We start from the raw sequence: 21,607 nt of genomic DNA on the forward strand, positions 1-21,607 counted from the left end.
TTAAAGAGTAAAGGAATAAATTGGCATTTTATACTCAATGATTATTCGACAGTTTGTCTCACCAACTCTTGCTGGTTGCTGCCAAGGCGTAATCGTCCTGTAAGGGCAAACTGGCTATCCCCCTGTAAAGAAAAGTTCATCGCTTCAATGAGACCTTTTATATCAATCTTATTTTGTGGACACATAAAGCTGTCCTTACATTGATATCGATGGCTTTCGAGTAAAATAGAACGCCCCGTCAGTTTACCATTTTCACTTAGTTCGAATTGGCTCCCTTCACTATGCAGTGTTGTTGCTTTGTATTTTGCTCCTGAAACCAGTAGACCTTCACGAATAGAGAGAGAAGCATTACCTGAGCTACTTAGATAGTTTTGGACGGCAGAGGTGATGTTGACAGCATTTTGTAGTTTTATACGGTCAGCGAATACATTGATTTTAGATAACTGTATAGGGTTAGCTTGTTGTTGATTAATGGTGACTTGGCTACCGGGAGAGACGGTAAATTTTAATTGGCTATAGTCTTTTAATGGTTTCGGTAGCAGTTTTTTGGGATCTGTTTTGTCTTTAATAAACTGTCTTTCAAAATTCCCTGCGACCAATGATAGGCTAGCAATATTGCTTGCAGAGCCGTTGTTCCATGTAATGCCATTAGGATTAGCAATGACCAAGTTGGCTGTTTGGCCTTTTATACCAATGACCCCTTGAATATTTGTAGCTTCGCTCCCGGTCACTTCGGCAAGGATCATTTTAGCGGCTTTCCCACCGAGAGCGCTATTGTCGCTGATATCATTATTAAATACTAAACCATGTTCATTAGAAGAGAGTGTTTCAAAGCGGTTAAATGAAATATGGTTCTCTAATGGAGCGGTAATATTGATGACTTTGGCTTGAGTTGTGTTGGTGGATGCGATTGCGTAGTGGTAAAAGGTAAATAAAAATAACGAGGTAATACAACGATAACGTAGTTGCATGGTGATGCTCCTTGCGATGAAAGATCCTATAAATTTAATTAAAGTATATCGGTAAAAGAAAGCGGTTAACCATATCAAAAAATATGGGGAGATAATCAAAAATAAAAAGAGTGAACATATAATAAATAAATTATTGCTTTGATTTAATAAGAGATATTTAACTTAAGAGTATGTGAGGTGAGATTGTAAACAATGACTATCAGTAGAGCCGCAAAGATACCTATTTCAGTTAAGCGTTAATTTAAATGAATAATAATGATTATTTGATGTTTAGTATCTCTTGTGGTATCGAATGGCATCGACTGCGTCAGGCGTTATAGGGAAGGGAAGAATAATGTCACGCTTAAGCTGACAAGTAATGCATTAAAAAGGGCCACTGTTGTGGCCCTTAGCGATTATTTTAGCTGAATATAATTATTCGGCTTTTTTGACTGGATGAGCATGCTCAAGCTCTTCTGTTTTTCCTGCAAAGCGGCGACGGATCACCACGTAGAATACAGGAACGAAGAAGATAGCCAGTGAGGTTGCAGCGAACATACCACCCAGAACGCCTGTACCAACGGAGTTCTGTGCTGCTGAACCTGCACCATTACTGAATACCAGTGGGATAACACCTAACATAAAGGCCAGTGATGTCATCAGAATGGGTCGTAAACGCATTTTCACAGCTTCTAATGTCGCTTCAACTAATCCTTTGCCTTCTTTTTCCATCAAGTCTTTGGCGAATTCAACAATCAATATTGCATTCTTCGCCGACAGACCAATGGTTGTTAAGAGGCCCACCTTGAAGTAAACGTCGTTCGACAGTCCACGAACGGAGGTAAACAGTAATGCACCGATAATACCCAATGGAACAACCAACATAACAGAGAATGGTACAGACCAGCTCTCATATAGGGCTGCCAGACATAGGAAGACAACAATCAGTGAGATAGCATACAGGGCAGGTGCCTGGTTACCAGACAAACGTTCCTGATATGACATACCTGTCCACTCATAACCAATCCCTTTCGGTAGGTTTTCAGTTGTCAGTTTTTCCATCATCAGCATAGCATCACCCGTACTTTGACCAAATGCTGCTTGCCCTTGAATGTTCATTGAAGGAACACCGTTATAACGCTCTAAACGCGGTGAACCATATTTCCAAGGATCTTGAGATTCATCCAAGAAGGCAGAGAATGGCACCATGTTCCCTTCGGCATTTCGAACATACAATGAACTAATATCGGAAGGTAGCATACGGCTTTCTGCATCACCTTGTACGTAAACTTTCTTAACACGACCACGGTCGATAAAGTCGTTTACATAAGTACCACCGAAAATTGAACTTAGCGTTGCATTGATATCTGCAATAGCGACACCTTGTGCTTGCGCTTTTTGTTGATCAATATAGATACGGTATTGTGATGTATCATCTTGCCCGTTAGGACGAACACCTTGCAAAATTTCAGGGTGTTGAGCCGCTAAACCAAGTAACTGGTTACGTGCCGCCATTAAGGCATCATGTCCTAAGTTACCTTGGTCAACCAATTCAAAGTCAAAGCCGTTGGCCGTACCTAACTCAACAATAGCAGGTAGGTTAAAGGCGTAAATCAATGCTTCTTGCTTTTGTGATAGTGCAGCGTTTGCACGACCCACAATCGCTTCAACGTGGTTTTCATCGCCTTTACGTTCACTCCAATTCTTCAGAACCACGAATGCGAGACCCATGTTTTGGCCTTGACCCGCGAAACTGAATCCACCAACGGTAAAGACAGACTCAACGTTACGTTCTTCTTTGGTATGGAAGTAAGTGTTAACTTCATCCAGTACAGCTTGTGTTTGCTCTTGCGTTGATCCTGGTGGTAATTGAACCATCGCTAAGAATACCCCTTGGTCTTCTTCTGGTAAGAATGAAGAAGGAAGGCGGATAAACATTAACGCCATACCTGCCACTAATACGAGATAAATGAGCAAGTAACGGCCTGTACCATTCAACATGCGGCTAACACTATCAGTATAGTGGTGTGCTTGCTTTTCGAATGTACGGTTAAACCAGCCGAAGAACCCTTTTTGGCTACCATGACTGCCTTTTTGAATTGGCTTTAATATAGTGGCACAAAGTGCAGGGGTTAAGATCATTGCAACCAGTACCGATAAGATCATGGCTGAAACGATGGTAATGGAGAACTGACGGTAAATTGCACCTGTTGAGCCACCGAAGAAGGCCATTGGAACAAATACCGCGGACAGTACCATGGCGATACCCACCAACGCACCTTGAATTTGCCCCATGGACTTCTTGGTTGCTTCTTTTGGTGATAAACCTTCTTCTTGCATAACACGTTCAACGTTTTCAACCACAACGATGGCGTCATCCACGAGAAGACCGATAGCGAGTACCATCGCAAACATGGTTAAGGTGTTGATCGAGTATCCAAATGCGGCCAAGACGGCAAATGTTCCCAACAAGACGACAGGAACCGCAATTGTTGGTATCAATGTGGCACGAATGTTCTGTAAGAACAGATACATTACTACAACAACCAGCATGATTGCTTCAACGAGCGTTTTAACAACTTCGTTAATCGAAATCTTAACGAATGGCGTTGTATCATATGGATAAACAATTTCTAACCCTTCAGGGAAGAATGGTTCCATATTCGCTAGTGCTGCACGGACATTGTTCGCCGTATCCAGCGCGTTAGCGCCCGTCGCTAGCTTAATACCGATACCTGCTGCGGCTTTACCATTAAATCGCGCAATGGTGCTGTAGTTTTCAGCGCCAAGTTCAACCGTTGCTACATCTTTTAAACGTACTTGAGAACCGTCTTTATTGACTCGTAAGAGGATATTGGCGAATTCTTCAGGGTTGTTTAAACGGGTTTGTGCAATGATAGAAACGTTCAAGCGTTGGCCTGCAACTGGAGGTGTTCCCCCTAATTGACCTGCCGCCACTTGGTTGTTTTGTACTTTAATTGCATTGATAACATCGGTTGTTGTCATGTTGTACTTAACGAGCATTTCTGGTTTTAACCAGATACGCATCGCATATGGCGTACCAAACAACTGTGTTTCACCAACACCATTAACACGGCTAAGTGGGTCTTTAATATTAGAGCCAACGTAGTCGGCAATATCATATTGTCCCATTGAGCCATCGGCAGAAACGAAGCCGGCTACCATTAAGAATGAGCTGGTAGATTTATCAACGCTAATACCTTGTTGCTGTACTTCTTGGGGAAGTAATGGCATCGCGAGCTGAAGTTTGTTTTGCACTTGAACCTGTGCAATGTCGCCATCCGTACCGGCTTCAAACGTCAGCATGATATTAGCAGAACCTGATGAATCACTGGTTGATGACATATACACCAAGTTATCGATACCATTCATATTCTGTTCGATAACCTGAGTCACTGTGTTCTGTACCGTCGATGCATCGGCGCCCGGATAGTTTGCCGAGATAGAAACAGACGGCGGTGCAATGGTCGGATACTGTGCCACAGGTAACTTGATAATTGCCAACAGACCAGCAAGCATAGTAATAATAGCAATTACCCATGCAAAAATTGGTCTTTCTATAAAAAACTTAGGCATTAATCAACCGCTCCCTTACTTAGACTTTTGTTCAGGTTGTGCCTGATTGTCTATAGATTGCGCTTCTAAATTAGCTTCCTTAGGAACGACAACAAGACCTGGTTTGATTTTTTGGAGGCCAATCACAATAACGCGATCGCCATCTTGCAAACCATCAGTGACTAGCCATTTGTTGCCTACAGCTTGTGCTGTTTTTACTTTTCGGACTTCAACTTTATCGTCTTTACCTACCACCATGACTTGAGCGTCACCTTGTGGAGTACGAGCCAAACCTTGTTGAGGAACCAAAATCGCTTTTTCCATGACACCATCTTCTAAGATAGCGCGCACAAACATTCCTGGCATAAGCTCTTTATTTGGGTTCGGGAAGACTGCTCTCATTGTGATTGAACCTGTTGTTTCATCCACAGTGACATCAGAGAATTCCAGAGCACCTTTTTGGGCATACTCTTGGCCATTATTAATGACTAAGCTCACAGGGGCTTTGCCCGGCTCTTTTTGTAGAGCGCCTTTTTCTATCTCGTTACGTAGACGCAAGAAATCTTCACTAGATTGCGTCACATCAACATAGATAGGGTCAAGCTGTTGAACTCGCATCAACTCAGTGGCTTGACCAGAAGAAACTAAAGCACCTTCGGTGACATTTGATTTCCCCGTGCGACCACTGATTGGCGCAGTAACTTTGGTATAGTTCAGATTAATACGCGCAGTTTCAACGGCAGCTTCTGCTGCTTTCACAGCCGCTAAAGCTTGTGCATAAGTTGATGTTGCCTGATCGTATTCTTGCTGACTAATGTAATTAGTACCTAAAAGTGGCTTGTAGCGTTTTACCGTCAAACCGGCCAAATTTGCATTAGCTTGCGCTTTAGCAAGTTCAGCTTTCGCACTATCATAAGTGGCTTGGAAAGGCGCTGGATCTATCTGATATAAAGACGTTCCGGCCTCAACATCGCTACCTTCTTTGTAGTTACGTTTGAGTATAATGCCACTTACCTGTGGACGGACCTCTGCGACACGATATGCGGATGTACGTCCAGGTAATTCGGTCTTGATAGTCAGAGGTTCGGCTTTTAGCGTAACAATTCCTACTTCAGGCGCCGGGCGTTCACCGCCACCTTTCTGTTCATCGTTACAACCTGATAAAGCTAAGCCACCTGAAAGAACCAACAGAGCCAGAGGTAACACCCCTCTGTTTTTTCGCATAAGTTAACCTCAATTAATCAACATGAGTAAAAAACAATATAAGAAAAATGGTAAACAATAAGATTTATCACTATGCTATAGTACAAACATACACGAATGTATGTAAATCAGCTTTGTCGATAAACGAGTTACAATGGCACTAAAAACTAAACAACAGGCCGAAGAAACCCGTCAGGAAATTTTAGATGCTGCCATCAAAACCTTTTCTGAACGAGGTGTATCGGCGACATCTTTAGCCGATATTGCCAAATCCGCTGGTGTGACCCGCGGAGCGATATACTGGCATTTCAAAAATAAAGTCGACCTATTCCACCAAGCTTGTGAGTTTAGTGACAGTCAAATACAACAGGCCGAAAATTATTATCGTTTGAAGTATAGTAATGATCCACTGGCAATTCTAAAAGAAATTTTAGTTTATATTTTGACAGATTTTATTGAAAGCCCTAAAAACCGCGCTTTGATGGATATTCTGTTCCACAAGTGTGAATTGGTAGGGGATATGGCGGCCATTGTTGATTTAAAAAAAGAGAATTACGTTGCTAGCCATCATCGTATCATTGAACTCCTACGCCATTGTGTTGAAGCAGGGCAACTCCCAGCTAATCTCGATTTAGAGTGTGGGGCAATTATGATCCGCGCCATGATGGCTGGGTTACTTGAAAACTGGTTATTGCAGCCTGATAGTTTTAAGATACATAAACGTACGGAAATATTGGTGGAAACGATGCTAGAAACATTGAAATACAGTCCATCATTACGCGTAAAAACGGATCAGACTGAATAACCGGAGAAAATACCATGTCATCAATTTTGATTATTGCTAATGGCGCCCCTTATGGTAATGAAACTTTATTTAACTCATTACGTTTGGCGATTACACTCAAAGAGCAGCACCCACAAACAGAACTGAAAGTGTTTTTAATGTCAGATGCGGTTACAGCGGGTCTTAAGGGGCAAAAGCCGAAAGAAGGTTATAATATTCAACAGATGTTGGAAATTCTAACGGCACAGCAAGTGGCGGTGAAATTATGCAAAACCTGCACAGATGCACGTGGTGTGAGTGAACTTCCCTTAGCCGATGGCGTGGAAATTGGCACTTTAGTTGAACTTGCAGCTTGGACATTAGAAGCAGATAAGGTTCTGACATTTTAAAAATATAATGTGCTGTTAGCAAAAGTTAGCAGTACATTATTGACTCAACAAGATACAAAAAAACCTTTTATGGGTTCATCCATGCAGACGACTAAATATCAATGGGTTCGGCAATTCATCATGATTTGCGCACTCTTTATGTTGCTTTTTTCTGGCTATAGCCATGCGGTGGTAAATAGCTCTCTTCCAAGTAAAAATGATATTCAAAATAAACTGAATACATTAAATAAAAAAAGCCATCCGAGTGCTGAAGATAAACTGGCTATTGCAGATATTGAAAAGTCGCTGGGTTTTTATGATGAGTTAAACAAACTTGATAGCAAGTCGGATGAACTGCAAAAAAGTCTAGATAGAGCGGGTGAAGATGCAAGGCATGCTGTTCGTGCTTTGCAGCAGCTTAAAAAGAGTAGCGAAGAAGATGCACTGAATTTTGCTAATAGCATCAAAAACATTCCCCAAAGTCAGCTGGAAACTATGCTCAGTAATACCCTAGAGTAGCTACAAGCAGAGCAAAATGATTTGGCTAGCTATAATAGCTATTTAATTAGTTTGCAAACTCAGCCTGAAAGGGCGCAAACCATCATGTTGGAGAATGCTCGTCGGTTACAAGAAATTCGCAATGAATTAAATAATGTATTTAATGACTCGGCAAAGTTACGCGATACGCAAATTGAGCTACTGCAAATAGAGCAGAATTATTTGCAACAACAAAATGAATATCAAAAGCGGGTATTACAAGGCAATACTCAGTTGCAAGAAGTATTACAAAAGCAACGTGACTATACGATTTTTTATATCGAACAACTTGAAAAACGGATTGAATTGCTTCAATCCTATATCAGTGATAAACGGCTTAATGACTCTGAAGCAACGGCAAGAGAAGCACAAACCTCCACTGAAAGCGATTTACAACTAAAACAAAACCCATTAATTCAAAAAGAATTAGCGATGAATAATGCCCTGAGTGAGCGCTTGATTGAAGTCACTCAAGGAAATAACCGCATGGTACAAAATAGCATTCGCGTGAAAGCGTGGCTAGAACGAGCAACGCAATCAGAACGCAACTTGAAAGAGCAAATTAATGTCCTACGTGGAAGCCTATTGTTATCGCGTATTTTATTCCAGCAACAAATTGACCTTCCTGATGATATTTTAACCAAAATTCTGCCTAATACGATTGCTGATTTACGTCTGGAGCAGTTTGACGTTAATCAACAACGTGACGCTTTATACCAAGTGAATAATTATATTGCGAATATAGAAAAGCAATTAGCAGAAAAATCAGGCGCTGAGCAAGGTAATAGCCAATTACTTTCCACAGAAGATAAAGAGGCATTAACGAAGCTGCTGGATGTAAGGCGTGAATTACTAGATGAATTAAACCTGCAATTAGGTAACCAAATTTCTCAGGCCATTAATTTGCAGCTCGACCAAAAACAGTTATTGAGTGTAATGAGTTCACTGGAACATACGTTGGCGCAACAAATTTTCTGGGTAAACAGTAATAAGCCGATCGACCTTACTTGGGTCAGTGCATTTCCAGAAGCGGCAACACAACAAATCAATAATTTTGATTTTAGCCTGTCAAAAGGCAGCATCAAAAAAGGAATAACAAACTCATTATTTGTCGTTGTTCCACTGCTATTATTAGCGTTAGTGTTTGTTTAGTTATACCACAAAATTTCGGCTCGCCTACAACAGATAAATCAAAGCTTATCTAGCTTAAGGCAAGATAGTTTATTAAATACGCCATTCGCGCTGTTCTTGACTCTTTTGCAAACCTTACCGACGGCGTTAGTGCTGGTGGCTTTAGGTTACTGGTTTTTAAAAACAGGTAATGTTCAAGGTGAATTTGTTTGGGCGCTCTGTTTGCAATTAGCCACTTTTTGGGTGTTATTTGAATTAACTTGGCGTGTGTTAAAACCCAAAGGAATTGCAGAAAAACATTTTGGTATTGACCCCAAATTTGCTGCACAAACACGGCGTCGAGTAACGCGTCTGTCACTGCCTTTATTACCATTAATTTATTTTTCTACGTATGGGGTGATTAATCCTCTAAAAGTTTCTGAAGACGTGATTGGGCAATTAATTGTTTTATTGTCATTGTTGATGCTGTTTATTTTTACATTGCCATTTTGCAAACATATTTGGAAAGAGAAGGGCAGCCATTTAACGCGTTCAGTAGTGATAACAATATTAACGTTCTCGCCTTTGGTATTGATTGGTTTAATGATGGCTGGGTACTACTATACAACGTTGCGTCTTGCTAATCGTTGGTTAGATAGCCTGTATTTATTGCTGCTTTGGTATATCACTTACAATGCGTGTTTACGTGGTCTAACGTTAGTGGCTCGGAAACTCGCTTATCAACGCGCAATTGAGCGTCGTAAAGCACAAAACCAAGAGGAGAGTGAGAACGAGCCAATTAAAGAGCCACCAATGACGATTGAGCTTATTAGCCAACAATCATTGCGCTTAACCACAATGGTCTTGTTTATTATCTTTGCATTAGGTTTTTATGCCATTTGGTCTGATTTCATTACTATTTTCTCATTTTTAGATAGTGTTGATTTATGGCATTACACGGCAACGACCGCCGAAGGTAGCAACACCTTACAGTCGGTGACCTTAGCAAACTTATTATTGGCTATGGTGATTATTGTGGTGGCATGGATCATGACTCGTAACTTGCCGGGATTATTAGAGGTTTTAGTATTATCACGGTTAAAATTACGTCAAGGCTCAACCTACGCGATCACGACAATTTTAACTTACATTATTGTCGGGATCGGGGCGATAACTTCTCTAGGTATGCTAGGTATCACATGGAGCAAATTGCAATGGTTAGCGGCCGCATTAACGGTTGGTTTAGGTTTTGGTTTGCAGGAAATCTTTGCTAACTTTGTTTCCGGGATCATTTTGTTATTTGAGCGCCCGATCCGTATTGGCGATACCGTGACTATCGGCACCTACTCAGGTACGGTGAGTAAGATCCGTATTCGAGCAACAACCATAATTGATTTTGATCGCAAAGAAGTGATCATCCCAAATAAAGCATTTGTAACGGAACGCCTAATTAACTGGTCGCTTTCAGATACTGTCACGCGGATCACGGTTGCACTTGGTGTGGCATACGGCTCTGATCTCGATAAAGTGAAACAAGTGCTACTTAATGCGGCGACATCGAATAGTAAGGTGATGACAGATCCTGCACCAGCGGTATATTTCACAGGATTTGGGGCGAGCACCTTAGATCATGAATTGCGTTTTTATGTACGCCAAATTGGTGATAGAGGAACGACCAGCGATGAAGTACATCGTGCAATCGACAGGTTATGCCGTGAAAACGATATCAATATCGCCTTTAACCAACTAGAAGTTCACCTTCATAATGACCAAGGTGAAGTGATCCAAGAAATTAAGCGTGACCCAAATTTAAAGAAAGGGGATAACGATTAACACGGTTTAGTCATTGGTTAAACAGGTTGCTTCGGCAGCCTGTTTGACTAAATAGTCATGTTTTACAATTTCAAGGGCTTTGAGAACAATATCAGTTTCAATATCTGATGTTTCAAGTAAGTAGATTAAATCAACAGCAAGCTGTGTTTCTTTTGGGGCATCTTTTAAAGAATCCATTCTGACTCCTTATTATTGACAGCGGGCTATTATGATACGAATTTTTTGCTATTTATATATTGATAGATATTAAATTTTTATCGAAATGTGAGCAAGTTGATATTATTTAATGATAACGGTGATGATTTTCACTGTAAAACATGAACAGATATTGAGCATATTTATCATGAGTATATGAATTGCTAAATCGAATAATGATACTACTAATGTTAAATATATCGGAAAATTATTAATTCAACTCATCTTTTATTGATGACTGAAAATAGATTGCATTAATTTGATAATCTAAAAATTGTTATTTCTTTATTTATTAACATTATGACAGTATATTTATTGTTATTGAATTATATGCGTGCTAATGTTGCTAGTTATTATTAGTGGTATAACTAGGTGATTTTGTGGTGAAATTATCAGAAAGTTTTTATTTAACAATTTGTATAGTGATAAGTTTTATTGTTACTTATTATATTGCAGGTATTGATGCGACGTTATGGAGCTCGCTATCAACACTTCATGGTTATACTATTTTTAATAAAGCCACACGTTATAAAAATATAATTTATTCATTATTATGTTCGCTGTTTGTTTTTGTAGGAACTGCACTTGGCTACTATTTAGGTTTTAGCTATCTATTTTTTATTGTTTTATTCTTATCACCTTTTTTCTACTATCAACTTTATAATGTTGACTCCTCTTTAGAGATGTCATTTAAGTACTTTATGATTTTCTTCATCATAGGGGCGACATTGAATAAATCCAGTTTTGATGGTCTGGTGATAGGGTTACTGATCGGGACGTTCATAACACTAACCTTTTGTTATAGCATCAGTAAACGGAAGAAAATTACTTTTTTTCAAATTAAAAGGTATATTTCATTAAAAAGGGATAGGGTCACTTACCATTTGATCTGCCAGTCACTGATCTACGCAGTTGGTTTATTATGTTGTGTCTTATCATCAAGAGCAATCAACGTTGATCACTTCTTTTGGGCGCCTTTGACCTTTATTTTTGTATTAAATCCTAAGTTAACAAATATTGTTAAATTAACTCGTGATAGAGTGATTGGCACATTGATTGTTGTTTTTGTTCTTTACTTGGCATTTAACGCATCGGTATTAATGCCATACATTGGTTTTGCATTAATTCTTCTCTTTTCGTTTTTAATTCCAATTAGTAATACAAAGAAAAATAACGTATTTGGAACAATTTGTCTCACAGGGCTTGTATTATCGCTTATTGAAATGTCGATTTACTTTAATAATGTTGACTATCACTTATTGTCCGAAAGGATCATGGAAACATTGATAGGGGGTCTATTTGCGATAGTAAGTAGCTACTGTATTAAATTGGTTATGAAAGGTAAGTAATCAAGATTATTAATATAAAGCAATTGTGTAGCCTTCGTTTTCTGTTATGGAATGAGGCTACATCCAAAAATGGTTCGCTTTATTTAATCTAAATATTGATTTTCTTGATGTTCTATTGCTTTTTCGATTCGTATCAACGCTTGTCGGCAACGGTATAAACGGCCGGCTAATGCGGCGATATCTTTTTGGCATTGGTGGCGTTGTGCCTGATTGGTTAGACTGTTTAACTGTAATTCGCGTTCACTCACCATTGCTAATAAACGGCGCTCATAGTCTTGATGTTGGGATAAACGCTCATATAGGTCGACTTGCTCTTTCTTTTCTTGATAATGACTCTCCTTTTTACGTAAGCCCTGTGTCGATAGTTCACGAGATAGCGCTTGAATTTGGTGAGCAATTTTTTCTGTCAGAAAGTTAACTTGTTCTTTATGGTTGAGTGACACACTGTGACAAAGTTGCTGATACAACTTATCTAACTCTTTCTGGCAATCTCCTAGATGCGTTGATTTTGTACTAAAAAGCTGAGTATCAAAGCGAGCGTGTGAAAATTCCTGATCTGCAATAGGCGCAATACGAGCTTGCAATGCGTCAATTTGCGTTTTTAGCGCATCTAAAAGAGGCTGTACTTTCATTTTTGTTCTCGCTAAAAGTGAAAAATCATGGAAAATTGATGTGTAACAATAAAACTTGCCGCAAATAAGCAGCCCCTTATTGCATTTTTATGGTACTTTAAATAGATTCTACCTTTTCGTGTTTACTATACTGATTGGCACTTATTATGACTGCTAAAGAGCAACAACTGCAATTAATTAAAGAAAGTATTGCAACCATCCCTAATTACCCAAAAGAAGGGGTGCTATTTCGCGATATTACCACACTATTAAATAACCCTGCTGCTTATCAGGCCACCATCGATTTGTTGGTTGACCATTACAAAGATAAAGGGGTAACTAAAATTGTAGGTACTGAAGCCCGCGGTTTTCTGTTTGGTGCACCAGTCGCATTACGTTTAGGGGTTGGTTTTGTTCCTGTACGTAAAAAAGGGAAATTGCCCCGTGAAGTATTAAGTATGACCTATGACTTGGAATATGGTACAGATACTCTTGAAATCCATCGAGACAGTATCCAGCCTGAAGATAACGTCTTAGTCATTGATGACCTGCTGGCAACAGGGGGAACGATTGAAGCGACAGTAAGAATGATCAAGCAACTCGGTGCTAAAATTGTTGATGCTGCCTTCATTATTAGCCTACCTGATTTAGGTGGCGAGGAGCGCCTTGCCGCAGAAGGGATCCACTCATTTAGCTTAGTCGAGTTCCCAGGTCACTAATTCTCGTTTCCTCACTATTTTCCTTACTATTTTTATCACGGTCTCGCCGTAAGGGCAGAGGCTGTGGTAGCATGGTGCTATATACCATGTTTAGAAACTGCATAATTCATGAGCTATCAGGTACTTGCCCGTAAGTGGCGCCCCCAAAAATTTTCAGATGTCGTAGGTCAACAACATGTATTGACCGCGCTTGCAAATGGTCTGGAACACCAGAGGCTTCACCACGCCTATCTTTTTTCAGGCACTCGTGGTGTCGGCAAGACGACAATTGCTCGTCTGTTTGCTAAAGGTCTTAACTGTGAAACGGGGATCACTGCGACACCTTGTGGTAAATGCACAAATTGCCAAGAGATAGAACAAGGGCGGTTTGTGGATTTGATTGAAATTGATGCGGCATCCAGAACAAAAGTGGAAGATACGCGAGAGCTACTGGATAACGTTCAGTATGCCCCTGCACGTGGACGCTTCAAAGTTTATCTGATTGACGAAGTTCATATGCTATCGCGCCATAGCTTCAATGCGTTGTTAAAAACCCTTGAAGAGCCGCCTGAACATGTCAAATTTCTTTTGGCGACGACAGATCCGCAAAAATTGCCAGTGACTATTTTGTCACGTTGCTTGCAATTCCACCTAAAAGCGTTGGATGTCAGCCAAATCAGCGAGCAACTTGAGCATATTCTCACCGCAGAAAATATTGAACACGATACTCGCGCGCGCCAACTGATCTCTCGCGCCGCTGATGGCAGTTTGCGAGATGCCCTCAGCCTAACTGACCAAGCGATTGCGATGGGGCAAGGAAAAGTGACGGCAGATATTGTCAGTCAAATGCTCGGCACGCTCGATGATGAGCAGCCACTCGCTATCATCGAAGCCTTGGTTCGAGCTGACGGTATTGCGGTCATGTCAGAGGTAGAGCATGCGGCGAGCCGAGGAGCGGATTGGGAGAATTTGCTGGTTGAAATCCTCTCCTTGTTGCATCGTATTGCCATGATCCAGCTGTTACCAGCCGTTAAAGAGACGGATCCATCATCAACAGAGGGGCGGCTCAGGCAAATTGCCCGAATGATCTCGCCTGCTGATTTGCAACTCTTTTATCAAACCTTGCTTGTTGGTCGTCGAGATCTTCCCTATGCCCCTGAGCGTCGCATGGGGGTTGAAATGGCGCTGTTACGTGCACTGGCATTCCATCCCAAAAGCATTATTGAGGAGCCAGTGACACCCACGGTAGTGGCTGCACCAGCACCGACAGCGATAGAGCCTGCTCGTTCTGTACCGCCTAAGCCAACAGCGGCAACAGCAAATGCTGCAATATCGGAAAATAGCCCGACATTGCAGCTACTAAAAGCAAAGGAAGCGTTACACTCCTCTCAAAATGAGGGACCTGACGCAAAAAAGAATAAACCGGCCGCGCCTGAAAAGGCTAAGCCGGCGATGTCAGCACTTGAGAGGCTGGCCGCCGTCACTAGCCAGCACCAACAAAATATGGCTAGCCGCGCATCTGACGCAAAAAAAGCGGCGAAACCAAAACCTTATCAGTGGCGTCCACAGTCTGAAGAGGCTAATACCAAAGAGGCGGTTACAACACCAACAGAAATAAAAGAAGCGTTGGAATATGAGAAAACCCCGGAATTAGCCGCGAAAATTACTGAAGAAGGTCGGGCGCGTGATAGCTGGTCTGCCGAGATCGCACAATTAAATATTCCTAAGCTGGTTGAACAATTAGCTTTGAATTCATATATAGAGAAAATAGACAGCTCGCACATTGTACTTCATTTACGCTCAGCACAGCGTCATTTGAATAAGCCTTCAGCGCATGAAGCGTTACAAAGTGCATTGAGCCAACATTATGGTCAACCTGTTGAACTGAAAATCGTTCAAGATGATAATACGGCAGTAAAAACGCCACTTGAATGGCGACAGGCGATTTATGAAGAGAAACTGGCGCAAGCCCGTCAGTCAATTATTGCGGATAAAACGATTCAAAAGCTACGCTCAATGTTTGATGCGCAGCTAGATGAAGAGAGTATTCGCCCCGTTTAACGCTACAGTCTCTGTTAGTAAGCTGTAGCCTCAGTAGTGAGAGATAACTATGTTTGGTAAAGGTGGTTTGGGCAATTTGATGAAACAAGCCCAACAAATTCAAGAAAAAATGCAGAAAGTTCAGGAAGAAATCGCCAATCTAGAAGCAACAGGCGAATCTGGTGCCGGCCTAGTCAAAGTTACCATCAATGGTTCACATAACTGCCGCCGTGTTGAAATCGATCCGAGTCTTCTTGAAGATGACAAAGAGATGCTAGAAGACTTAATTGCGGCAGCATTTAATGATGCGGCTCGCCGTATCGAAGAAACGCAAAAAAAAAAAATGGCAAGTGTTTCCAGTGGAATGCAATTGCCACCAGGCTTTAAGATGCCGTTCTAATGCAAACAAGTCCGCTTCTTGAGTCATTGATGGAAGCCTTGCGCTGTCTCCCTGGTGTAGGACCAAAGTCAGCGCAGCGTATGGCATTTCATCTGCTTCAGCGTGATCGTAGTGGCGGCATGCGCCTTGCGCAGTCGCTCACTCGAGCCATGTCTGAAATTGGTCATTGTCGCGATTGCCGCACCTTTACAGAACAAGAGGTGTGCAATATTTGTGAAAATCCACGTCGCCAACAAAACGGGTTGATCTGTGTGGTCGAAAGTCCAGCAGATATCTATGCTGTTGAGCAGACAGGGCAATTTTCTGGGCGCTACTTTGTACTGATGGGGCATTTATCACCCCTTGATGGTATTGGGCCGATGGATATTGGGCTTGATAGGCTAGAAGAAAGGTTGTCTTCTGAAACCATTATCGAAGTGATACTTGCGACAAACCCAACTGTAGAAGGTGAAGCGACGGCAAACTATATTGCACAAATGTGTGCCCAATATGGGGTGGCTGCAAGCCGCATTGCGCATGGCGTACCTGTCGGTGGTGAATTAGAAATGATTGACGGCACAACGCTATCGCATTCACTTGCGGGTCGTCAGCGCCTCTAATTTTTACTCCAAGCTACAGCTTTACAGGCTTCCTAACTATCTGAGTCACATACTTAGGTATGCGACTTGGAGTGCGTACGCTTACGGCCCGCTGTAGCTCGCAACTTCCCGCGTTTCGCCATTCTTTTTTCGCTTTTCGTTAGCTGTTATCTTTATTGTTGTAATGCATTTTTTACCTTAATGAGTTGAATTCCTATTTTTTGCCCCCAATTAAACTCCATCGATAAGTCAAAATTATCCCATTAGATTGATGATATAAGAGGCATTAATGAGTATGAAAGGACAAGAAACTCGTGGGTTCCAATCCGAAGTTAAGCAACTTCTCCAGTTAATGATCCACTCTCTTTACTCAAACAAAGAAATCTTTTTGCGTGAACTTATTTCAAACGCATCTGATGCGGCAGATAAATTACGTTTTCGTGCACTTTCAAAGCCTGAGTTGTATGAAAATGATGGTGAGTTACGTGTTCGTATCAGCGCGAACAAAGAAGATGGCACCCTAACAATTAGCGATAACGGTATCGGTATGAGCCGTGATGAAGTGATTGAGAACTTAGGGACTATCGCTAAATCAGGAACAAAAGCCTTTTTAGAATCTCTGGGAAGCGACCAAGCGAAAGATAGCCAAATGATTGGTCAATTCGGTGTTGGTTTCTATTCTGCATTTATTGTGGCTGATAAAGTGACCGTCCGCAGCCGTGCGGCTGGTGCAGCAGCAGATCAAGGGGTATTTTGGGAATCAGCAGGTGAAGGCGAATACACTATCGCTGATATCGAAAAAGCCGATCGTGGTACGGAAATAACCCTTCATTTACGCGAAGATGAGAAAGAATTTTTAGATAGCTGGCGCTTGCGCTCGGTAATCAGCAAATACTCTGACCATATTGCATTGCCTGTTGAGATTGAAGTTAAGAACGAAGAAGATGGCACTATCACTTGGGAAAAAATTAACCAAGCGAAAGCACTGTGGACGCGTAATAAGTCTGAAATTTCCGATGAGGAATATACCGAGTTTTATAAGCATATCTCTCATGACTATGCAGACCCACTGACTTGGTCTCATAACCGTGTTGAAGGTAAACAAGAGTACACAAGTTTACTGTATATCCCTTCACAAGCCCCGTTTGATTTGTGGAATCGTGAGCAACGCCATGGTTTGAAATTGTATGTTCAGCGCGTCTTTATTATGGATGATGCAGAACAATTTATGCCAAACTATTTACGTTTTGTCCGCGGTGTATTGGATTCAAACGACCTACCACTCAACGTGTCGCGTGAAATTTTACAAGACAGCGCATTGACTCGTAGCCTACGTAGTGCACTCACTAAACGTGTTCTGCAAATGTTAGAAAAATTGGCGAAAAACGACGCAGAAAAATACCAATCTTTCTGGCAACAGTTCGGTTTAGTGATGAAAGAAGGGCCTGCTGAGGATATGAGTAACAGTGAAGCTATCGCTAAACTGTTACGTTTTGCATCAACCCATAACGATAGCAGCGTGCAAAATGTGTCTTTGGAAGAGTATGTTGCTCGCATGGTTGAAGGTCAGGAAAAAATTTATTACATCACTGCTGATAGCTATGCTGCCGCGAAGAGCAGCCCACATTTAGAGCTATTCCGTAAGAAAGGCATTGAAGTATTGCTACTTTCTGATCGTATCGACGAATGGATGATGAACTATCTGTCAGAGTTTGATGGCAAACAGTTCCAATCTGTTAGTAAGGCTGATGAGTCACTAGATAAGCTGGCGGATGAAAACAAAGCTGAGCAAGAAGAAGCTGATAAACAGTTAGAGCCATTTGTTGAGCGAGTAAAAACGTTGCTGGGTGATCGCGTCAAAGAGGTTAAGTTAACGCATCGTTTAACGGATACCCCAGCGATTGTCACGACCAATGCGGATGAAATGAGTACTCAAATGGCGAAACTCTTTGCTGCAGCGGGTCAAACAGCGCCAGAAGTTAAATACAACTTTGAACTGAACCCTTCACACCCATTGGTTAAAAAAGCATCTGAAATAACGGATGAAGCGCTGTTTGCAGATTGGGTTAATGTGTTACTTGATCAAGCGCTATTCGCTGAACGCGGTACCTTAGAAGATCCAAACTTATTTATCCGCAAAATCAATGAATTATTAATGAAATAATGAGATAATTGATTTTCGTTTTTGAGCAAAAACCACGTTTTAGCGGGCGCTTTAGCGTGGTTTTTTTCTTTTGCGAAAGAAGTTAAATGCGAAAACGTTTACGTGTCTTCTTGAGTAAAGCGGCATGCTAATGGTATGGTATCTTGTTTTCTTTTCAAATTATAAAAAACTAAATAGCAAGGGGTTTACGCAATGCGTATTATTTTGCTCGGTGCTCCAGGCGCCGGTAAGGGCACTCAAGCTCAATTTATTATGGAGAAATTTGGTATCCCACAAATTTCAACTGGCGATATGTTACGTGCAGCAGTTAAAGCAGGTAGTGAGCTAGGTTTAAAAGCAAAAGAGCTAATGGACAATGGTAAATTAGTGACTGATGAGTTAGTGATTGCATTGGTTAAAGAGCGTATCAAACAAGATGACTGCCGCAATGGTTTCTTGTTGGATGGGTTCCCACGTACCATTCCTCAAGCAGACGCGATGAAAGAAGCAGGCATTAATGTCGATTTCGTATTAGAATTCGATGTGCCTGATGAAATCATTGTTGAACGTATTATTGGTCGCCGTGTGCATGCGCCATCGGGTCGTGTTTATCATGTGACATTTAACCCACCTAAAGTTGAAAACAAAGATGATGTCACTGGTGAAGAGCTGACTATCCGTAAAGATGACCAAGAAGACACCGTGCGTAAGCGTCTGGTTGAATACCATGACTTAACAGCACCTTTGGTTGCTTACTATCAAAAAGAAGCTGATGCGGGTAACACCAAATACTTCAAAATCGATGGTACACGCAAGGTCACTGAAGTGAGTGAAGAATTAGCGAAGATCCTTGGCTAATATTCAACAATAGTTATCAACAAAGGCAGCGATTATCGCTGCCTTTGCTTTTCAAGCATTAGAAAACAATAAAAGACAATATTTTGTGATATAAAGTTGGGAATAATTATCATTAAGGAGTAATTACCATGTCAAAAAGTCAATACGGCATTTTATTGGTTAACTTAGGAACCCCTGATTCCCCAACAACCCCAGCAGTGAAACGTTACCTTGCAGAGTTTTTAAGCGATGTACGAGTGATTGATGTTTCACGTGCGATTTGGAAGCCTATTTTATACGGTATTGTCTTGCCATTTCGCTCACCAAAAGTGGCTAAACTCTATCAATCGATTTGGACAGAAGAGGGGTCACCCTTACTTGCTTACACGCTACGTCAGAAAGCAAAGCTATCAGCTTGTTTTCCTGATATCCCAATGGAAGTTGGGATGAGCTATGGTTCACCATCATTGAAAAGTGCAATTGATTCATTAATGAGCCAAGGTGTGACAGAGTTGATTGTGCTACCTTTATATCCACAATACTCTTGTTCAACCACCGCCGCAGTTTATGATGGGATCTCGGCAATTTTCCGCCAAATGCGCACGATACCGTCCTTACATTTTATTCGTAGCTATGCGACGCATCCTGCCTACATTCAAGGGTTGGTCAATTCCATAGAGCAAAGTTTTGAGCAGCACGGGGAGCCTGATCGATTAATACTGTCATTTCACGGTATTCCTAAACGCTATGCAGACACTGGGGATATTTACCCTCAAGAGTGTGAAGCAACGACACGTTTAGTCAAAGAAGCCTTGAATTTCCCAGCAGAGAGAGTATTGATGACCTATCAATCTCGGTTTGGGAGAGAGCCGTGGTTAACCCCTTATACTGATGAAACGATGAAGCAATTACCCTCACAAGGTGTAAAGTCAGTGCAAGTTATTTGCCCCGGATTTTCAGCGGATTGCTTAGAGACACTAGAAGAAATTAGTGAGCAAAATCAACACTTTTTCAAAAGTCAGGGCGGAGAATCGTATCATTATATCCCTGCGTTGAATGATAATGATGATAGTATTAACTTATTTAAATTACTTATTACTAGTACAATAAATACAATCTAAACTTGTAATTGATATTAAATATGGCGTTAATCGATATATCATAAGTATCAAAATTCACTATACTAGTTAATATAAAAAGTTAATTTATTGTTAATATTTGTATTTTATTGGAACTGATATGAGCACTGATAGAGAGTCACCGGATGGCAAAACCGCAAAAGGAAAGCAAGTCTCACCATTTAACTCACAGCAAAGCGATGAAATCGATTTGATGGCTTTATTCGCTGTTTTATTAAGGAATAAGCTTCTTATTATCGTTATTACTGTTGTTATCACGCTTATCAGTATATTTGTGGTATTTCAGTTGCCTCAAAAGTGGAGCAGTACGGCTGTTGTCATCCCACCTTCTTCTGAGGAAATTAAAGATATCAATACATTGAGCGCACAGTTGAGTGTGCTCGATGTTAAGATTGATTTATCGGCACAGCAGATCTTTAATGCCTTTATTGACCAGTATCGTTCGAAAGTTAACCAAGAAGCTTATGTTCGGAGTACCAATTACTTCAAAAAGTTGTCAGAGCAAGTGAATTCTACAGATAAAGAAAATGAGCAGCAGCGGCTAGTCAATACTATTATTTCGAATAATATCGGCCTTAAGGACCAGTCAAAAGAGAAAAACAGTACCTCTAGCGACATCATACTGACTTTTGTGGCGCCAACACCTTCTGAGGCCCAAGACTTACTGTCTGGTTATGTTCGCTATACGGCAACTAAGGTCAGAGAGCAGTTTAAGAAAGATATTCAAAATGCGATTGCACAGCAATTGGTCTATGCTAATGAAACTTTTAAGCAAGAAGTGACAAAGATCCGTTCTGAATATGATGTAAAAGTTGAAAGGTTAAAACGTGCTATTGATATTGCAAAAGCAGCGGGTGTGCGCAAGCCCATTGTTAGTGATTCGGCAATCATTAGTGATGACCCCGATTACCCTATTGCATTAGGTACGGAAGCTCTTGAGAAGAAGTTAGCGATTGAATTACAAAACCGTGATATCGCTCTGTTGAATGAAGACCTACAAATTCGCCAACATTACATTAAAAATCTATCAGAGCTTGATATTGATACCCTTGACTTTATCCCTGCTAAATTTATGTTAGCGCCGGATCTACCCACTCAAAAAGATTCACCTAAATCAGTATTGATTATCATGCTGAGTGCTATTTTAGGCTTTATTCTGAGTTGTGCTTATGTACTGTCGCGCGAGCTATATCGCGACTATCACAAGAATAATAGCTAACTAAAAAGTGTTATTGATGTAAGCCAGCGCCTTTGTC

The 21,607-nt window shown here is 41.0% G+C and carries 16 protein-coding genes and 1 pseudogene; 12 read left to right on the plus strand and 5 right to left on the minus strand.

Annotated elements, in window-relative coordinates; translation table 11 throughout:
* Nucleotides 1–41 precede the first annotated feature (41 nt).
* The 3 genes from M1E93_RS05525 to M1E93_RS05535 all read right to left on the minus strand — a co-directional run bounded on the left by M1E93_RS05525 (nt 42) and on the right by M1E93_RS05535 (nt 5,750).
* Nucleotides 42–971 carry a filamentous hemagglutinin N-terminal domain-containing protein gene (locus tag M1E93_RS05525; protein ID WP_014656561.1) on the minus strand — a complete coding sequence of 310 codons (930 nt, stop codon included), beginning with the start codon at nt 969–971 and terminating at the stop codon, nt 42–44.
* Between the two features lie 414 nt (nt 972–1,385).
* Nucleotides 1,386–4,547, minus strand: coding sequence for an efflux RND transporter permease subunit (locus tag M1E93_RS05530; protein ID WP_426207178.1), 3,162 nt, complete (start codon nt 4,545–4,547; stop codon nt 1,386–1,388).
* 15 nt (nt 4,548–4,562) lie between these two features.
* On the minus strand, nt 4,563–5,750 hold the full coding sequence (locus M1E93_RS05535; RefSeq protein ID WP_004922461.1) for an efflux RND transporter periplasmic adaptor subunit: 1,188 nt from the start codon (nt 5,748–5,750) through the stop codon (nt 4,563–4,565).
* 133 nt (nt 5,751–5,883) lie between these two features.
* On the opposite strand from M1E93_RS05535, the gene acrR reads away from it, so the two are divergent.
* The 3 genes and pseudogenes from acrR (at nt 5,884) to mscK (ending at nt 10,361) form a co-directional block, all read left to right on the plus strand.
* A complete protein-coding gene (acrR, locus tag M1E93_RS05540; protein WP_426207179.1) occupies nt 5,884–6,534 on the plus strand; it encodes a multidrug efflux transporter transcriptional repressor AcrR in 651 nt (216 codons plus the stop codon).
* Nucleotides 6,535–6,548: 14 nt separating this feature from the next.
* Entirely contained in the window at nt 6,549–6,902 is a 354-nt protein-coding gene (locus tag M1E93_RS05545) for a DsrE/DsrF/TusD sulfur relay family protein (RefSeq protein ID WP_004922455.1), read from the plus strand.
* Between the two features lie 69 nt (nt 6,903–6,971).
* A pseudogene (gene mscK / locus M1E93_RS05550) lies at nt 6,972–10,361 on the plus strand (mechanosensitive channel MscK).
* Between the two features lie 6 nt (nt 10,362–10,367).
* Here the strand turns inward: mscK and M1E93_RS05555 are convergent.
* Nucleotides 10,368–10,538 carry a DUF2496 domain-containing protein gene (locus tag M1E93_RS05555; protein ID WP_004922449.1) on the minus strand — a complete coding sequence of 57 codons (171 nt, stop codon included), beginning with the start codon at nt 10,536–10,538 and terminating at the stop codon, nt 10,368–10,370.
* Nucleotides 10,539–10,936: 398 nt separating this feature from the next.
* On the opposite strand from M1E93_RS05555, the gene M1E93_RS05560 reads away from it, so the two are divergent.
* Nucleotides 10,937–11,905 (plus strand): FUSC family protein, encoded by a 969-nt coding sequence (locus tag M1E93_RS05560; RefSeq protein ID WP_036941308.1) that lies wholly within the window; start codon nt 10,937–10,939, stop codon nt 11,903–11,905.
* An 83-nt stretch (nt 11,906–11,988) separates the two neighbouring features.
* Here M1E93_RS05560 and priC read toward each other — a convergent pair whose 3' ends face one another.
* Nucleotides 11,989–12,537, minus strand: coding sequence for a primosomal replication protein PriC (priC, locus tag M1E93_RS05565; RefSeq protein ID WP_053110366.1), 549 nt, complete (start codon nt 12,535–12,537; stop codon nt 11,989–11,991).
* Nucleotides 12,538–12,683: 146 nt separating this feature from the next.
* Between priC and apt the strand changes: the two genes are divergently transcribed.
* From apt to wzz(fepE), 8 genes are all read left to right on the plus strand, one after another.
* Nucleotides 12,684–13,235 carry an adenine phosphoribosyltransferase gene (gene apt / locus M1E93_RS05570; RefSeq protein WP_004922439.1) on the plus strand — a complete coding sequence of 184 codons (552 nt, stop codon included), beginning with the start codon at nt 12,684–12,686 and terminating at the stop codon, nt 13,233–13,235.
* Nucleotides 13,236–13,343: 108 nt separating this feature from the next.
* Entirely contained in the window at nt 13,344–15,275 is a 1,932-nt protein-coding gene (gene dnaX, locus M1E93_RS05575) for a DNA polymerase III subunit gamma/tau (protein WP_004922436.1), read from the plus strand.
* Nucleotides 15,276–15,324: 49 nt separating this feature from the next.
* A complete protein-coding gene (locus tag M1E93_RS05580) occupies nt 15,325–15,654 on the plus strand; it encodes a YbaB/EbfC family nucleoid-associated protein (RefSeq protein WP_426207180.1) in 330 nt (109 codons plus the stop codon).
* On the plus strand, nt 15,654–16,253 hold the full coding sequence (gene recR / locus M1E93_RS05585) for a recombination mediator RecR (protein WP_426207181.1): 600 nt from the start codon (nt 15,654–15,656) through the stop codon (nt 16,251–16,253). Before M1E93_RS05580 ends, recR begins: the two co-directional genes overlap by 1 nt.
* Nucleotides 16,254–16,521: 268 nt before the next feature.
* Nucleotides 16,522–18,396 (plus strand): molecular chaperone HtpG, encoded by a 1,875-nt coding sequence (gene htpG / locus M1E93_RS05590; protein ID WP_004922423.1) that lies wholly within the window; start codon nt 16,522–16,524, stop codon nt 18,394–18,396.
* Nucleotides 18,397–18,588: 192 nt separating this feature from the next.
* Nucleotides 18,589–19,233, plus strand: a complete 645-nt coding sequence (gene adk, locus M1E93_RS05595; protein WP_014656554.1) for an adenylate kinase — start codon at nt 18,589–18,591, stop codon at nt 19,231–19,233.
* 128 nt (nt 19,234–19,361) lie between these two features.
* The gene (hemH, locus tag M1E93_RS05600) at nt 19,362–20,333 is read left to right on the plus strand and encodes a ferrochelatase (RefSeq protein WP_004922414.1); all 972 of its coding nucleotides are present in this window, start codon (nt 19,362–19,364) and stop codon (nt 20,331–20,333) included.
* A 118-nt stretch (nt 20,334–20,451) separates the two neighbouring features.
* Nucleotides 20,452–21,570, plus strand: a complete 1,119-nt coding sequence (wzz(fepE), locus tag M1E93_RS05605) for an LPS O-antigen length regulator Wzz(fepE) (RefSeq protein WP_004922411.1) — start codon at nt 20,452–20,454, stop codon at nt 21,568–21,570.
* The last annotated feature ends 37 nt before the right edge of the window (nt 21,571–21,607 follow it).

This window comes from Providencia sp. PROV272 (genome assembly GCF_049901975.1).
GTDB lineage: Bacteria > Pseudomonadota > Gammaproteobacteria > Enterobacterales > Enterobacteriaceae > Providencia > Providencia stuartii.

Excerpts from the sequence above, each read along its gene's own strand:
- M1E93_RS05525 (WP_014656561.1), bottom strand. The coding sequence starts at position 971 with ATGCAACTACGTTATCGTTGTATTACCTCGTTATTTTTATTTACCTTT.
- M1E93_RS05530 (WP_426207178.1), bottom strand. The coding sequence starts at position 4,547 with ATGCCTAAGTTTTTTATAGAAAGACCAATTTTTGCATGGGTAATTGCT.
- M1E93_RS05535 (WP_004922461.1), bottom strand. The coding sequence starts at position 5,750 with ATGCGAAAAAACAGAGGGGTGTTACCTCTGGCTCTGTTGGTTCTTTCA.
- acrR (WP_426207179.1), top strand. The coding sequence starts at position 5,884 with ATGGCACTAAAAACTAAACAACAGGCCGAAGAAACCCGTCAGGAAATT.
- M1E93_RS05545 (WP_004922455.1), top strand. The coding sequence starts at position 6,549 with ATGTCATCAATTTTGATTATTGCTAATGGCGCCCCTTATGGTAATGAA.
- M1E93_RS05555 (WP_004922449.1), bottom strand. The coding sequence starts at position 10,538 with ATGGATTCTTTAAAAGATGCCCCAAAAGAAACACAGCTTGCTGTTGAT.
- priC (WP_053110366.1), bottom strand. The coding sequence starts at position 12,537 with ATGAAAGTACAGCCTCTTTTAGATGCGCTAAAAACGCAAATTGACGCA.
- apt (WP_004922439.1), top strand. The coding sequence starts at position 12,684 with ATGACTGCTAAAGAGCAACAACTGCAATTAATTAAAGAAAGTATTGCA.
- dnaX (WP_004922436.1), top strand. The coding sequence starts at position 13,344 with ATGAGCTATCAGGTACTTGCCCGTAAGTGGCGCCCCCAAAAATTTTCA.
- M1E93_RS05580 (WP_426207180.1), top strand. The coding sequence starts at position 15,325 with ATGTTTGGTAAAGGTGGTTTGGGCAATTTGATGAAACAAGCCCAACAA.
- recR (WP_426207181.1), top strand. The coding sequence starts at position 15,654 with ATGCAAACAAGTCCGCTTCTTGAGTCATTGATGGAAGCCTTGCGCTGT.
- htpG (WP_004922423.1), top strand. The coding sequence starts at position 16,522 with ATGAGTATGAAAGGACAAGAAACTCGTGGGTTCCAATCCGAAGTTAAG.
- adk (WP_014656554.1), top strand. The coding sequence starts at position 18,589 with ATGCGTATTATTTTGCTCGGTGCTCCAGGCGCCGGTAAGGGCACTCAA.
- hemH (WP_004922414.1), top strand. The coding sequence starts at position 19,362 with ATGTCAAAAAGTCAATACGGCATTTTATTGGTTAACTTAGGAACCCCT.